The organism is Rhabdonatronobacter sediminivivens, from assembly GCF_013415485.1.
In the GTDB taxonomy this organism is placed as follows: Bacteria; Pseudomonadota; Alphaproteobacteria; order Rhodobacterales; family Rhodobacteraceae; genus Rhabdonatronobacter; species Rhabdonatronobacter sediminivivens.
The window spans coordinates 1-14,908 of sequence record NZ_JACBXS010000056.1; the positions used below are offsets into that span (position 1 = coordinate 1).

The 14,908-nt window shown below is 67.2% G+C and carries 11 protein-coding genes and 2 pseudogenes; 8 read left to right on the forward strand and 5 right to left on the reverse strand.

From position 1 onward, the window contains the following. Positions 1-263 precede the first annotated feature (263 nt). Together HUK65_RS16610 and HUK65_RS16615 are read left to right on the forward strand one after the other, a co-directional pair. The gene (locus tag HUK65_RS16610; protein ID WP_179907397.1) at positions 264-686 is read left to right on the forward strand and encodes a hypothetical protein; all 423 of its coding nucleotides are present in this window, start codon (positions 264-266) and stop codon (positions 684-686) included. Positions 687-975: 289 nt separating this feature from the next. After that, a pseudogene (locus tag HUK65_RS16615) lies at positions 976-1,116 on the forward strand (transposase domain-containing protein); the annotation flags it as partial. A gap of 233 nt (positions 1,117-1,349) precedes the next feature. Here HUK65_RS16615 and HUK65_RS16620 read toward each other — a convergent pair. The 4 genes from HUK65_RS16620 to HUK65_RS16635 all read right to left on the reverse strand — a co-directional run bounded on the left by HUK65_RS16620 (position 1,350) and on the right by HUK65_RS16635 (position 5,240). Continuing rightward, the gene (locus HUK65_RS16620; RefSeq protein ID WP_179907398.1) at positions 1,350-2,156 is read right to left on the reverse strand and encodes an ABC transporter permease; all 807 of its coding nucleotides are present in this window, start codon (positions 2,154-2,156) and stop codon (positions 1,350-1,352) included. A gap of 1 nt (position 2,157) precedes the next feature. Then, on the reverse strand, positions 2,158-3,054 hold the full coding sequence (locus HUK65_RS16625; RefSeq protein ID WP_179907399.1) for an ABC transporter permease: 897 nt from the start codon (positions 3,052-3,054) through the stop codon (positions 2,158-2,160). Further along, the gene (locus tag HUK65_RS16630) at positions 3,051-4,133 is read right to left on the reverse strand and encodes an ABC transporter ATP-binding protein (protein ID WP_179907400.1); all 1,083 of its coding nucleotides are present in this window, start codon (positions 4,131-4,133) and stop codon (positions 3,051-3,053) included. The genes HUK65_RS16625 and HUK65_RS16630 overlap by 4 nt, the downstream gene beginning before the upstream one ends. A gap of 75 nt (positions 4,134-4,208) precedes the next feature. Then, entirely contained in the window at positions 4,209-5,240 is a 1,032-nt protein-coding gene (locus HUK65_RS16635) for an ABC transporter substrate-binding protein (protein WP_179907401.1), read from the reverse strand. Positions 5,241-5,328: 88 nt separating this feature from the next. On the opposite strand from HUK65_RS16635, the gene HUK65_RS16640 reads away from it, so the two are divergent. Together HUK65_RS16640 and HUK65_RS16645 are read left to right on the forward strand one after the other, a co-directional pair. Beyond that, a complete protein-coding gene (locus HUK65_RS16640) occupies positions 5,329-5,931 on the forward strand; it encodes a helix-turn-helix domain-containing protein (RefSeq protein ID WP_179907402.1) in 603 nt (200 codons plus the stop codon). 57 nt (positions 5,932-5,988) lie between these two features. Beyond that, positions 5,989-7,281, forward strand: coding sequence for an NAD(P)/FAD-dependent oxidoreductase (locus tag HUK65_RS16645; RefSeq protein WP_179907403.1), 1,293 nt, complete (start codon positions 5,989-5,991; stop codon positions 7,279-7,281). Positions 7,282-7,349: 68 nt separating this feature from the next. Here HUK65_RS16645 and HUK65_RS16650 read toward each other — a convergent pair whose 3' ends face one another. Beyond that, positions 7,350-8,453 carry a mandelate racemase/muconate lactonizing enzyme family protein gene (locus HUK65_RS16650; protein ID WP_179907404.1) on the reverse strand — a complete coding sequence of 368 codons (1,104 nt, stop codon included), beginning with the start codon at positions 8,451-8,453 and terminating at the stop codon, positions 7,350-7,352. A gap of 128 nt (positions 8,454-8,581) precedes the next feature. Here HUK65_RS16650 and pdxR point away from each other — a divergent pair, with 128 nt between their 5' ends. The 4 genes and pseudogenes from pdxR to HUK65_RS16670 all read left to right on the forward strand — a co-directional run bounded on the left by pdxR (position 8,582) and on the right by HUK65_RS16670 (position 14,653). Continuing rightward, on the forward strand, positions 8,582-10,096 hold the full coding sequence (gene pdxR / locus HUK65_RS16655) for a MocR-like pyridoxine biosynthesis transcription factor PdxR (RefSeq protein ID WP_179907405.1): 1,515 nt from the start codon (positions 8,582-8,584) through the stop codon (positions 10,094-10,096). Between the two features lie 170 nt (positions 10,097-10,266). Continuing rightward, positions 10,267-11,883, forward strand: a complete 1,617-nt coding sequence (locus tag HUK65_RS16660; RefSeq protein WP_179907406.1) for a GMC family oxidoreductase — start codon at positions 10,267-10,269, stop codon at positions 11,881-11,883. Continuing rightward, positions 11,880-13,166, forward strand: coding sequence for an NAD(P)/FAD-dependent oxidoreductase (locus HUK65_RS16665; protein ID WP_179907407.1), 1,287 nt, complete (start codon positions 11,880-11,882; stop codon positions 13,164-13,166). Before HUK65_RS16660 ends, HUK65_RS16665 begins: the two co-directional genes overlap by 4 nt. 297 nt (positions 13,167-13,463) lie before the next feature. Continuing rightward, a pseudogene (locus HUK65_RS16670) lies at positions 13,464-14,653 on the forward strand (IS701 family transposase). The last annotated feature ends 255 nt before the right edge of the window (positions 14,654-14,908 follow it).

Sequence of the window (14,908 nt, forward strand, 5' to 3'; positions counted from 1 at the left end):
GGCTCGCATAGCGGTCTGAAAGATCAAAGAAACCCATCTGCGCCATCGTCACATCCCAGCAGCCTCATGCCCTGCGCTTTCTATCCCGGCCGCAAGGCCAGGGCAATTTTTCGAGGTGACCCGTTGTCATTCAGGGATGGGTATTCGACCGTCAGCACGACCAGCAGGTTCGAGACGACAGCGGGCCAGTTCGGCTCTGATCTGGATCGCCTTGAATACAGTCATTTCTTCGGCCTTGGGGGGGTGCGGACGATCCCTTTCGCGTGCCCTTCGACCTGCCGTTGTCGCTGTCGGCAACCCTGCCCTTTGTCGGCGAGGCCGAGCTGTTCAGCGCGCGGCTGTTCGGTGAACTGGCCGCGACATTCGGCCTGCAGGTCACTGCGGCGGCCAATAACGGCCGCCCCGATCCCGATGATCCGGGTGCCACGCCAACCGGCACCATAACGGCGACGCTGCCCTATCAGCTTGCCTATTCCTTCCCCACGCTGGACCCGGCGGGCGACGCGGTGGGGCTGGAGAGCGACAACGCCCCGCGCTGGGTCTTTGTCGATGCCGAGGCCGATCTGTCGGGCATCGACCGGCGGGCGGTCGAATATGACACCGGCGTCACGGTCGATGCGCTGACCCGGGACATCGAGGTCAGCATGACGGGGATACTGATCGGATCAATGCAGGAATTCGCGTGATCGCGCCGACAGGCCGGGTCAAGGTCAGAAGCGGCATTCGATCACCGAACAGGTTGGAGCGTGGGGGGATGCCGCTCTCGCCAGACGGCATGGCGATGTGCCAGGCTTGCGGTGGCAACGCAGGAGACGGAGGAAAGGGCATCCACGGGAAAGTCGTGATGATCGATGCGCGCAGGCATGCGCCACGGGTTCGGGCATGCCTGCGCAAGTGCCTGAAGGCGCAATCGCGCGGCCTGCAGCCTGCGGGCGAAACAGGGGGGGCTGACGATCAACCGAGCCACCTCCGGACACCAACGCCACCCACCTGCAGACCGGAAAGTTGAACAACGTCAACCCTACGGCCTGGCTGACCCAAACCCTCGAGCGCATCGCCAACCAATGGCCAAGCGCCGAAATCGACGTCCTCATGCCTTGCAACTATGGGCCCTGAACGACCTCAGCGTCCCGCTTGCCGAAGGACGGCCGTGAACGGGACGGCGCCAAATCCTGATGGATCGGGCATCTTGGCGATGGTATCGTCCGTCATGGCCGTCGTCGCTTCGATGGTCTTGCCGATGCGTCAATCCCCTTCCTCAGCGGATGCGCTTCAGAACATTCAAGACGTCGTGCACCGTCACGGCAGTCGGCGACTGTCGGCCGGACCCTCGCCGTGCCCGGTGCCGGTCACTTCTGCCGGTTGGACAACACCAGTATCAGCAGCATGATCACCGACAGAACGATCAGCAGCGAGGAAATCGCGGCGATGGTCGGGTCGATCTCGTCCCGGAGCCCGGTGAACATGCGCCGCGTCAGTGTCGTGTTCTGCCCGCCCGAGATGAACAGCGCGATCACCACCTCGTCGAAGGAGGTGATGAAGGCGAACAACCCACCCGCCACGATGGAGCCGCGGATCTGTGGCAGGGTGATGGTGCGAAAAGCCGTCCAGCGGCTGGCCCCGAGATTGCGCGCGGCCAGTTCCTGGTTGGAGTCATATTGCTGCAGCCCGGACGAGACCGTGACCACCACAAAGGGGATCGCCAGGATCGTGTGTGCCATCACAAGGCCGGGGATCGTGTTCACCACCCCGAGCCGCACATAGAGATAGAATATCCCCACGCCGAGGATGATGATCGGGATGATCAGCGGGCTGATCAGCGCGATGGTCAGCACCCGCGAGAACGGCACCCTGGACACGTGCAGCCCGTAGGACGCAGCAATCCCCAGCGGCGTTGCCAGCAGCGTCGTGAGCACCGCCACCTTGAGCGATACCCAGGTTGCCTGCATCCACTCGGGCGAAGTCAGATAGCTTTCGTACCAGCGCAGCGAGAAGCCCTGCGGCGGGAAGCGCAGGAACCGGCTGTCGGAAAAGGACATGGGGATCACGACAAAGGTCGGCAGGATCAGGAAAGCCATCACCAGCACGGCCACGGCATAGAGCCACAGCCGCCGGGCATGGGTGATCTGGGTGTCAGAGGCGGGTCGGTTCAGCATTTCATCGACCTCCATACAGGCGTTCGATCCGCATGAAGCGGCTGAGCACCCAGAAGATCCCCAGCGTGATCACCAGCAGCGCCACCCCCAGCGCCGAGGCCGCGCCCCAGTCGAAATAGAGCCCCGCGTCCTGCTGGATCTTCATCGACACCATCATCACACGGCCGCCGCCCAGCAATGCCGGCGTGACGTAGAAGCCCAGCGACAGGATGAACACCAGCAGGCTGCCCGCGATTACCCCGGGCATCGACAGCGGAAAGAACACCGTCCAGAAGGCCCGCAGCGGGCTTGCGCCCAGATTGGCCGCTGCGCGCATGTAGTTCATGTCCACCGTGCGCAGTGCGGCATAGAGCGGCAGGATCATGAATGGCAGCATGATGTGCAGCATCCCGATCACCGTCCCGGTATAGTTGTAGACCAGCCTCAGGGGCATATCGATGATCCCGAGGTCCATCAGCGTCTGGTTGACCAGCCCGCGCCGCTGCAGCAGCACCATCCACGCATAGGTCCGCACCAGCAGCGAGGTCCAGAACGGCACCAGCACGAAGATCAGGCAAATGCCCGCCCAGCGGGGGGAAAGCTGGCTCATCAGATAGGCCAGCGGGTAGCCCAGCAGAAGCGCCAGCACCGTGACAAGCGCGCTGATCTCGAAGGTCTGCCAGAAGATGCGTGCGTGGGTGATATCGGCGATGCGGCGGTAATGCGTCAGGCTGAGCTGATCGCCATCGGTGAAGGACAGCCAGAACAGCCAGCCCACGGGGATGAACACGATCACGCCGACGATCAGCAGCGCCGGCACCGACATGCCCAGCAGCGTCGCGCGCTCACGCAGTTCGTCGGCGCGCAGGGCGGCGGCATTGTCGCCCGTTTGCAGAGCGGGGTCGGAGGCCGCGGTCATTGCCCGCGCTCCGGCACGATGACGGTGTCCTCGGGGTGCAGCGCCAGGGTGATCGGCTTGCCGGGTTCGGGCAGCGCGGCCATTACCTCGCGCCGGGAGGTGAGGCGCATGCTGATCGTCTGTCCCTCGGGCAGGGCGACCTGCGCAAGCACCGTCTCGCCCTGATAGACAAGCTGGTGCAGCGTGCCCTCGAACAGGTTGTAGGCGGGGTCCATGTCGGTGCGGTGCAGCTCCATCTTCTCGGGGCGCGCCACCAGGAACAGGCCCCCCGGCGGGGCCACGGTGGCGCGCAGCGCGCGCCCGCCAAAGGCAAAGCCGTCCGCCCCCGCCTGCACCGGCAGAAGGGTCGATTCGCCGATGAAATCCGCGACGAAGGCGTTGGCGGGGCGCTCGTAAATCTCGCGCGGGGCGCCTTTCTGCGAAATCCGGCCGGCATCGATGACCACCACCTGGTCCGACATTGTCAGCGCCTCGCGCTGGTCATGGGTAACATAGACGGTGGTGATCCCGAGGTTCTCGTGCAGGTTGCGGATTTCGATCTGCATCTGCTCGCGCAGGTTCTTGTCCAGCGCCGACAGCGGTTCGTCCATCAGCAGGACGCGCGGTTCGAACACGATCGCGCGCGCCAGTGCGATGCGCTGGCGCTGCCCGCCCGAGAGCGCGTCAATTGGGCGTTCCGCCAGATGGCTCAGCTGCACCAGGTCCAGAGCGCGTGCCACGCGCGTGTCGATCTCGGACCGGCTGACCCGGCGCAGGCGCAGCGGATAGGCCACATTGCCGAAAACGTTCATATGGGGAAACAGGGCGTAGTTCTGGAACACCATGCCGAAGTCGCGCTTGTGCGGGGGCACGCGGGTCATGTCCTGCGAGCCCACCAGCACATGCCCGCTGGTGGCCCGGGTAAAGCCCGCAAGCACCATCAGCAGCGTCGTCTTGCCCGATCCTGACGGACCCAGAAGCGTCAGGAACTCGCCCGCTGCGATATCCAGGGTGACGTTTTCAAGCGCATTGAAACTGCCATAGGTCTTGGTGACGTCACGTATGGCGATGGGCTGGGAACGGACCGAAAGTTTGGACATGGGGCATCCGAATAGTGAGTGCGGCACCGGCGGGGCGTGGCCGCCCCGCCGGTTCAGGTCAAGCGAGTGGCGGCATCAGCGCGTGATGAACTCATCCCAGCGGCTTTGCACGGCCTGGCGGTTCTCGGCCCACCAATCGGCATCGGTGATCACCTGCACCGCAAGGTTGTCGGGCGCCGAGGGGCTGATCGCGACCTGCTCATCGGTGATGATGCCCAGATCGAAGGCCAGCGAGGTGGTGGGGCCATAGTTGATATACTGCGGCATGTTGGCCTGCTGCTCGGGCGCAAGCATCATCGCCAGCGCCTCCATCGCAAGGTCCTTGTTGGGTGCACCCCGCGGGATCGCCAGGCAGTCCAGCGCCGCGATGCCCTCGTTATAGGTATAGCCCGCGTTGATGCCGTCATCGACGACCGCGTCCAGCCGGCCGTTCCAGATCGACAGCATATCGACCTCGCCATCGGCGATCAGCTGCGCCGATTGCGCGCCGGAGGTCCACCAGACGTCGATGTGATCGCGGATTTCCTCCATCTTGGCAAAGGCGCGGTCGAGGTCGAGCGGGTAGATCTCATCGGGCGCCACGCCATCGGCCAGCAGCGCGATCTCGAGCGTGCCGACCGGCACGTTGCGCAGCGACCGGGCGCCGGGGAAATTCTCCACATCCCAGAAATCCGCCCAGCTTTGCGGCGGGCTGTCGCCAAACAGATCGTTGTCATAGGCGAGCACGGTGGAGAAATAGATGATCCCTGCCCAATGCGACGAATAAGCCGCCTCGTCGAATCCCTCGACCGAGATGATGTCGAAATCGAGCGGCTCCAGGATGCCCTCTTCCTGTGCGGCGGCGCAGTCGGCCAGTCCCAGGTCAACGATATCCCAGGTTACCGCCCCGGCGAGCACCTGCGCGCGCACCTCGGCGATGCCGGTCAGCGTATCCTCAAGGATGGTGATTCCCATCGCCTCGGCGGTGGGTTCCAGCAGGGCCGCGCGCTGGGCGTCCTGGAACGCGCCACCGAACGAGGTGAAGGTGATTGTGCCCTCGGCCCCGGCGGCAGTGGCGCCAAAGGCAAAGGCAAGGGCCGTGCTGGCCAGTGCGGGTGTGCGATTCATTTTCTGTCCTCCTGTTGGGTTCGAAGTATATTGAAACTTTTCTTATTATCTTTCACTATCATCAAACTGCCATGGGGATGTCAACAGAATGGTGCCTTCGCAAAGCAACACAGTCCCCGCAACGGTGGTGAATGATCAGACCGGCATCGGTCCCCGCCTGCGCGCCCGGCGCAAGGTGCGGGGGATGTCGCTGCAACAGGTCGCCGCGCGCGCGGAAGTGTCGATCGGGCTGCTCAGCCAGATCGAGCGTGGGCTCAGCATGCCTTCGGTGCGCTCGTTGCGCGCGATCTGCGCAGCCCTGGAAATGCCGGTGGGCTGGCTGTTCGACGGACCTGATGCGGGCCAGCCGGACCCGGTCGTTGTGCCGCGGCATCGTCGGCGGGTGCTGGATCTGGGCGACAAAGGCATGGTCAAGGAACTGATGACACCTGACGACTGCCGCGGCATTCAGATGATGCGGCTGGTGATCCGGCCGGGCGGTGCCTCGGGGTCGACCGCCTATAACCATCCGGAGGGCGCGAAATGCGGCACCGTCCTGTCCGGCGTTCTGGGGCTGGAACTGGATGGTGTGACCCATCGGATCGAAGCGGGCGACAGCTTTGCCTTCGATGCCACCCGGATGATCCGGTTCTGGGCCGAAGGGGTGGACGAGACGGTGGTGATCTGGGTCGTCAGTCCCGCCGTGTATTGAAGCGCCTGGTGCCGCTGCGGACCGGAGCGCAAGGATGATAACGCAATGGGGACTGCCATGATTGCCAACGAAGATCCTGTCATCGCCGAATCGCTGTGGACGGCCACGGCCAATCCCACGCCGCCTTGTCCCCCCCTGGAGGGCGCGGCCGAGGCCGAGGTGGCCGTGGTCGGCGGCGGCTTTGCCGGCCTGTCGGCCGCGCTGCACCTGGCCGAAGCCGGTATCTCCGTGCGCCTGCTGGAGGCCGAGACACCGGGCTGGGGTGCATCGGGGCGCAACGGCGGGCAGGTCAATCCGGGCCTGAAGGAGGACCCCGACAGCGTGGAGGCGCGCTTCGGCCCCGACCTGGGCGGCAGGATGGTGGCGCTGGCGGGCGATGCGTCCGATCTGGTGTTCGACCTGATCGCGCGCCACGGCATCGATTGCGCTGCGTCCCGGCCGGGCTGGCTGCAGCCTGCCCATGACGCCGCGGGCCTTGCGGCGGTGCGCAGGCGCGTAGAGCAGTGGACCCGGCGCGGCGCGGCGCTGAGCCTTCTGGACGCGCCCGCAACCGCCGAGTTGCTGGGCGCCGAGGGCTATGTCGGCGCCATGCTGGACAAGCGCGGCGGGAGCCTGCATCCGCTGAACTATGCGCTTGGCCTGGCCACGGCCGCGCAACGCGCGGGCGCGGTGCTGCACGGCCACAGCCGGGTGGTGTCGCTGGCCCGGGAGGGTGCCGGGCATGTGCTGCAGACCGCGCGTGGTCGGCTGAAAGTGCGGCGTGTGATCCTGTGCACCAACGGCTACACCGACGATCTGGTGCCGGCGTTGCGGCGCACGCTGGTGCCCGTGCGCTCGGTGCAGGTGGCCACGGCACCGCTGTCGGACAATCTGCGCCGGGGGATCCTGCCTCAGGGGCATGCGGCCTCGGACAGTCGGCGGTTGCTGCTGTATTTCCGGCTCGATCCGCAGGGGCGTTTCGTGATGGGCGGGCGGGGCGACTATGGCACTGCAGGCACGCTGCGGCAGATGGAACTTCTGCGCCGGGTGTCCTGCAAGCTCTATCCGCAGCTTGGCGAGGCGGAATGGGCCCATCACTGGGGCGGGTTCGTGGCGATGACGGCCGACCATTACCCCCACATGGACGAGGTCGCGCCAGGGGTGATGGCCGGTGTCGGCTTCAACGGGCGCGGCGTGGCAATGGCCACGGCGCTGGGTAAGGTGCTGGCCGACTGGGCCGCAGGCGTGCCCGCTGCCGCCTTGCCCTTTCCCGTCACGCGCCCCCGGCCGATCCCGTTCCACGCCCTGCGCAAACCGGCCGTGCGCGCTACGGTGGCGTGGTATCGCCTGCGCGACCGGCTGGGGGTCTGACCCCCGCTGCAGGCCTGCACTGCGCTTCGACCCCCGCTGCAGGCCTGCACTGCGCTTCGGCCGGGCGCTCATGGTGCTTTGGTGATGCGGTGGCGCGACCGGGCCAGCCATTCGGGCGCCACCTCGACCCCCCAGCCGGGGGTGTCGTCGAAGCTGACATGGCCGTCACGCACCGTATAGGGGTCGGTGACGAACAGCCCCTGTTGCCACGGGTAGTAGTCCGGCCCCTCGATCGACAGTTCCAGATATTTGCCGGCATTCGGGATCGCGCGCAGAAGGTGCATGGTGAACAGGGTCACCATCGTCAGGTTGGCGCTGTGCGGCGTCACCGGCAAGCCCGCCCCGGCCGCCATCCGGGCCACTTGCAGCGTCCGCAGCATGCCGCCCAGATAGCATACATCGGGCTGCACGATGTCCACGACGCGGCGGGACACGATCTCGCGCCAGACGGGCAGGGCGCAGTCCTGCTCGCCACCGGCGACATCCATGTCCAGCGCCTGCGTGACCTCGCGGGTCTGCTCCAGCTCCCAATAGGGGCAGGGCTCCTCGAAATGGCTCACGCCATGGTCCTGCAACATCTTCCCCACCGCGATGGCACGCGCTGGCGAAAACCCGCTGTTGCCATCGACCAGCAGCGCCACCCCATCGCCCAGCGCGCGGCGCATGGCGGGCACGATCGCCTCGGTCCGGCCGGGCCATTCGTCCCTGTCGCGGCCGCATTCGGCGCCGATGCGGAACTTCACGGCGTCGAAACCATGGGTGTCGCACAGCCGTGCCAGCCGCGCCGCCTCGTCCGCGGGGGTGATGTCGCGCCGCATCGAAGAGGCGTAGGCGCGCAGCCGCCCCGGGGTGCCTCCCAGAAGCGCGCACACGCTGCGCCCGGCAAGCCGCCCGCGCGCATCCCAGACCGCCGTATCCAGCCCCCCGATGGCCCGCGCGATGTAGGAGCCGGGGAATTTGTGCTCGCGCTCGGGAATGACATCGACAAGATGCTCCAGCGCGTCGCTGTCCTGGCCCATGGCCCATGGTGCCACCTGGGCATGGAATACCTGCGCGCTGATGTCGGCATGATACGGCGCGATCTGCCCCCAGCCCTGCGTGCCGCAGGCCAGCGTGACGCGCACGAAGCAGACGAAAGGGTCGGAGAATGTCTCCAGTGCCGTGATGCGCATGGGGTTGCCGTTCCCTTTGGGGTGCTTCAGGGGGCATCATCGGACAGAAAGTGGTTTCGCTATAAGGTCCAGTCTGAAATATCGGACAGACCAATTTGCGCCCGCGCGGGCCAAGGACGGAGGAGCGCATGGTCAGACGGGCCGGCGGGGCATTGCTGGCGGCGCTGCCGGTGGACCGGCAGGGCGGGCAGGCACTGGGCGCGCAGCTTTATGTCGCACTGCGTGACCTGATTCTGTCGGGCGGGCTGGCGCCGGGCGCCCGCCTGCCGTCCAGCCGCACGCTGGCACAGGACCTTGGCGTGTCGCGCACCACGGTCGTCGGTGCCTATGAGCGGCTGGTGTCCGAGGGTCTGATCGAGGCGCGGGTCGGCGCCGGCAGCCACGTCGCGCAGGTCCTTCAGGGCGATCTGCCGCCGACCGCGCGGCCCTCGACCCCCGGCCCTGCGACCCCCGGCCCTGCAGTGCCGCCCGCGCCGCGTTTGTCGCGGGCTGCAGCAGCGGCGCTCAAGGCTGCCACGGCGCGGGACCGGCTGCCCGGTGCGCCGGGCGCCTTCGTCAGCGGCCTGCCGGAACTGGACGCCTTTCCGATGGCGCAATGGGCGCGGCTGTCGGCGCGGCACTGGCGCAGCCAGCGCAGCGCGGTGATGGGCTATGGCCCGCCCGGCGGCGATCCCGCGTTGCGCGCCGCCATCGCGGGGCACCTGCGCCTGAACCGCGGCATCACCTGCCGGGCCGAGCAGGTCTTCGTCACTGCCGGCGCCCAGCAGGCCTTCCGCCTGATCGGCAGCACGATCCTGAACCCCGGCGATGCGGTCTGGTTCGAAAACCCCGGCGCCCTGGGCGCGCGCAACGCGCTGGCGGCATCGGGGGCGCGGCTGGTGCCGGTGCCGGTGGACGCCGACGGGCTGGTGGTCGAGGCCGGCCTGCGCCAGGCACCGGGGTTCCGGCTGGCCTTCGTCACGCCGTCTCACCAGCAGCCCCTTGGCAGCGTGCTCAGTCTGGAACGGCGGCTGGCGCTGCTTGCAGCGGCGCGGGCGGCCGACGCCTGGGTCGTCGAGGACGACTATGACGGCGAGTTCTTCTTTGGCCGCCAGCCGCTGCCGACCCTGCAGGGCATCGATCGCGGTGGGCGGGTGATCTATGTGGGCACCTTCAGCAAGTCGCTGTTTCCGGCCCTGCGGCTGGGCTTCATGCTGCTGCCCGAGGCGCTTGTGGAGCCGTTCTCGGCGGTGCTGGCGGCGGCCGGGCCGGGTGTGCCGGCGGTGACGCAGGCGGTGGTGGCCGATTTCATCACCGAAGGGCATTTTGCCACCCATATCCGCCGCATGCGCAAACTTTATGCCGAACGTCACATGGTCCTGCGCACCGAGATGGAGGCCGCGCTGGGCGACCGGCTGACGTTGATGCCCTGCGCCAGCGGCCTGCACACCGTGGCCTTGTTGCCAGCGGGGCTGGACGAGGGCGCGGTGGCCGCCGCTGCTGCCGCGCGGGGCCTGCACACCGGGCCGCTGGCGCAATATGCGATCGCGCCGCTGGACCAGCAAGGGCTGGTGCTGGGCTTCGGATGCCTGCGCCCGTCGCTGATCCGGCGCGGGGTCTCCGGTCTGGCCGCCGCGCTGGGCGATGTGGCGGCCCGGGGGTGACACGACCGACAGTGACAGGCACGGTGGGGGCGGCGTTCGCGGGATCGGGCGGGTAGAGTGGTCTGCCGGAATGGTATCAATTGGCCCTGTCCCGGCAGACCACAAGCCCCATAATCAGGGCCGCGGCGGATCGCGCCGCCGCCTGTTGCCCCTACGTGAGGAGAGCCTCGTTGGACTTCGACCACATCATCGTCGGCGCAGGGTCGGCCGGATGCGTTCTTGCCAACCGCCTGAGTGCCTGCGGGCGGCGGCGTGTGCTGCTGGTCGAGGCCGGTGGCAGTGACCGGCGCTTCTGGATGCGGGTGCCGCTGGGCTATGGGCGGACCTTTTTCGACCCGCGAGTGAACTGGCGGCTGCAGACCTGCGCCGATCCCGGGCTGAACGGGCGTCGGGGATACTGGCCGCGCGGGCGCGTGCTGGGCGGGTCAAGCAGCATCAACGCCATGGTCTTCGTGCGCGGCCTGCCGGAAGATTTCGACGATTGGGAGGCGCAGGGCAATCCCGGCTGGGGCTGGGCCGATGTGGCCCCGGTGTTCCGCAGGCTGGAGCGGTTCGCGGGCGGCGATCCCGGCTGGCGCGGCCGCGACGGGCCGCTGCCGGTGACCGATCCGGGTGCCCAGCTGCACCCGACCTGCGCCGATTTCCTGGCCGCCGGGGTGCAGGCCGGGCTGGGCCGCAGCGCCGATATCAACGGCCCTGACCCCGAGGGCGTGACCACCTATCAGATCACCACCGAGCGCGGGTTGCGCGCCTCGGCGGCCACGGCCTGGTTGCGTCCGGCGATGGGGCGGGCCAACCTGACGGTAATGACCGGCGCGCTGGCGAGGCGGCTGACGTTCGAGGGCACGCGCGCCACCGGGGTGGAACTGCGCCACCGTGGGCAGGTGGTGACGGCGCGCGCGCATGGTGGGGTGATCCTGTGCGCCGGGGCCATCGGCTCGGCGCAGCTTCTTCAGCTATCGGGCGTGGGGGCAGGGGAGCGGCTGGCCGCATGCGGTGTCGCCCCGGTCCACAGCCTGCCCGCCGTGGGGCGCAACCTGCAGGACCATCTGTGCATCGATCACCTCTATCGTGCCCGCAGGCCCACGCTGAACGATGCGCTGGGCACACCGATGCGGCGGGTGTGGGCGGGACTGCGCTATCTGGCGACGCGCGCGGGTCCGCTGGCGCTGAGCCTCAACCAGGCGGGCGGGTTCGTGCGCAGCGATCCCGGCGCAACGCGACCTGACCTGCAGCTCTACTTCTCGCCGCTCAGCTATACGCGGGCGCCGTCAGGCCGCCGGCCGCTGATGCATCCTGATCCGTTCCCCGGCTTTCTGCTGGGCGCGCAGCCCTGCCGGCCTGCCAGCCGCGGCCATCTGGAGATCCGCAGCCCCGACCCGACCGCCGCGCCCGACATCCACCCGGGCTCGCTGTCCGACCCCGCCGACCTTGCGGCCCTTCTGGCGGGGGCGCGGCTGCTGCGTCGGCTGGCGGCGACGCCTGCGCTGGCGGCACTGATCGCGCAGGAGCTGTCCCCGGGCCCCACCGTCACCGACGACGCGGCGCTGGTCGAGGATATCCGCGCCCGGGCGTCCACCGTGTTTCACCCCTGCGGCACCTGCCGCATGGGTCCTGACCCCGCAACCAGCGTGGTTGACGCGCGCCTGCGGGTGCATGGGCTGGAGGGGCTGCGGGTCGTGGATGCCTCGGTCTTTCCCGCGGTCACCTCGGGCAACACCAACGCACCCACGCTGATGCTGGCCGAACGAGGCGCCGATCTGATCCTGGAGGACACCCGAGCATGACCACCGACCCGTTGCTGGCCGAGATGAAGCGGACCCCTTATTGGTGGGACACCGGCGGCGCGCCGGCACCGGGTGACGATGCCCCCCTGCCGGCGGCGGTCGACGTGGCGGTGATCGGGGGCGGCTATACCGGCCTGAACGCCGCACTGCGCACCGCCCGCGCCGGGCGCGAGACACTCGTGCTGGACGCCGAGGCACCGGGCTGGGGCTGCTCCACCCGCAACGGGGGGCAGATATCCACCTGCATCAAGCCCGATGCCGCCGATCTGGCCCGCCGCCATGGCCCCAAGCGCGCCCGGAGCATCCTGGACGAGGGGGAGGCATCGCTGGCCTATATGGGCGACCTGATCGCCGCCGAAGGGATTGACTGCGACTTCAGCGTCGCCGGGCGCTTCTTTGGCGCCCACACGCCGCGCGCCTTCGAAGCGCTTGCGCGCAAGGCCGCCGGGGTGCCGGACACCGTGGTGGTGCCGCGCGCCGAACAGCACCGCGAGATCGCCACTGACGCCTATCACGGCGGCATCGTGCAACTACGCCACGCGCAGCTTGATCCCGCCCGCTATCACCGCGGGCTGCTGGATCGGGTGCGCGGCGCGGGGGCACGGGTGGTGGGGGGCTGCGGCGTCACGGCCCTGATGCCTGCGGATGGTGGCTGGCGCCTGACCACCCCCCGCGGCGAGGTCCGCGCCCGCGCCGTTGTCGTGGCCACGAACGGCTATACCGGCCCCGCCACGCAATGGCTGCGCCGTCGTGTCATACCCATCGGCAGTTACATCATCGCCACCGAGCCACTGCCCGAAGGGCTGATGAACCGGCTGCTGCCGACACGGCGCAATGTCACCGATACCCGGCGTGTGGTCTATTACTACCGCGCCAGCCCCGATGGCCGACGCATGGTGTTCGGTGGCCGCGTCACCCATGGCGAGACCGACCTCGACCTGGCCGCCCGCCGCCTGCACGCAGCGATGGCGCGTGTGTTTCCTGACCTCGGGCAGGTTCGGGTGAGTCACGCCTGGATGGGCTTCGTGGCCTACAGTTTCGACGCGTTGCCCCACATCGGTGTGCAGGACGGGCTGCATTACGCAATGGGCTATTGCGGCTCGGGGGTGGGAATGGCCAGCTATCTGGGCATGCGTCTGGGCCAGCAGGTGCTGGGGCTGCCCGAGGGGCGGACCGCGCTCGACAGCCTGCCCTTTCCGACGCGCCCGCTCTATACCGGGCGACCGTGGTTCCTGCCAGGGGCCGTGGCATGGTACCGTCTGCGCGATCACCTTGGCATCTGACGCGGAAACCATGCGACGGGCGCGGTGTCTGGCGCCCCGCCGCTGACAGGGGGGCAACTGGCCTGCCGCCGCGTCTCCGGGCGCCCCGGACGGCTGTGGGCTCCGGCATGCGCCCGGCCGTTTCGACAGCCCCCTGAGACGCGTTCCACGAATATTGCGGGCCAATTGAAATGGAGGGAGATAACTGTTGATTGTCATCGAGAACTGACCCACCCAGTGGTTATGTTCTAGTACTACAGTTGCATTTGCTTGAGATGTCTGATTCAGTCTTGCCCGATCACTGTCTTGGGGGCGAGTATGGCGGTATCGGATTGGGCTGTATCTGTTTCGGATTGGCGTGCGGCGCTTGAAGGACTGAAAGCGCAGATTTCCTCTGTCTTTATCAGGTCCGAACAGAGGGCATCGGCTAGGGCGTTCATTTATGGCTTGCTCTCGGGTGCCGAACGCAAGACGGGCTGGATGTTGGCCGAAGAAGCCGGCTTGGAGCGGCCTTACAAGATCCAGTCGCTTTTGGGCAGGTCGCGTTGGTCTGCGGATGCGCTGTGCCAACGGGTGCGCGACTATGCGCTTGAAGCTCTCGCTGATCCTGATGGCGTTTTGGTTGTAGATGAAACTGGTTTTCTGAAGAAGGGCGCTCATTCGGTGGGGGTTGCGCGACAGTATTCCGGCACGGCGGGGCGCATCGAGAACAGCCAGATCGGTGTTTTTGCAAGCTATGCCAGCCGCTGGGGCATGCGCTGATCGACAGGCGGCTGTATCTGCCGAAATCATGGGCCAATGATCCGCAGCGACGCGCGAAGGCCCATGTGCCCGAAGAGATTGCCTTCGCCACCAAGCCTGAAATGGCGCGCGAGATGGTGGCGCGGCTGCTTGATGAGGGCATTCCCTGCGCCTTCATTCTCGCCGATGCCGTCTATGGTGCGGACACAAAGTTCCGCCGCATGCTGGAGGAATGCGCGCAGCCCTATGTGCTGGCGGTGCGCAGCAATCAGACATTGCGCTTCATGGAGGACTGGACGCTGATCCAGTCAGACCCGTTCACGATGATCGCCGAAATGCGCGAGGATGCCTGGATGCCCCTGAGCGCCGGGGAGGGCGCAAAGGGACCCAGATTGTATGATTGGGCGCGGATCCAGCTCAAATATCATGCCCCGGAAGGATTTTCCCGCTGGCTTCTGGCACGGCGCAGCCTGCGCGACCGAGACACCATCGCTTGTTATTTTGCCTATGCACGCTCAGGCAGCACACTGGCCGAACTGGCCGCCGCCGCTGGATTGCGCTGGACGATCGAGGAGTGCTTCCTGCGCGCCAAGGACGATCTCGGCCTCGATCATTGCGAAGCGCGCTCCTGGCATGGCTGGCATCGCCATATCAGCCTTGTCATGGCGGCCGCGGCCTTGCTCGCAAGCCTCGGCGCCGATCAGCGCCGTTCAGGTTTGACCAACCCGAACAAAACGAGTCCGGACAATCCTGCCATCCAGGCTTAAGCCCGAGGCACACAAATACCCTTACCACATCAGAAATCCGATATCCCCTGGCGCCGCTGCTACCACGCCCGGCGCTGACCGCGAATTTCATCTGGGCCTGGTCTCTCTGGCGACGACACCACCAGAACTCAGCCGCTATCGCCCATCGGAAAATACGATCCCATATGCAACTGTAGTACTAGAGTGACTCCCGATCAAGTTGACGCATAGCCTGCATGGCGGAGGTATCGCGCGCATTCCTCTGGGGTGAATGCT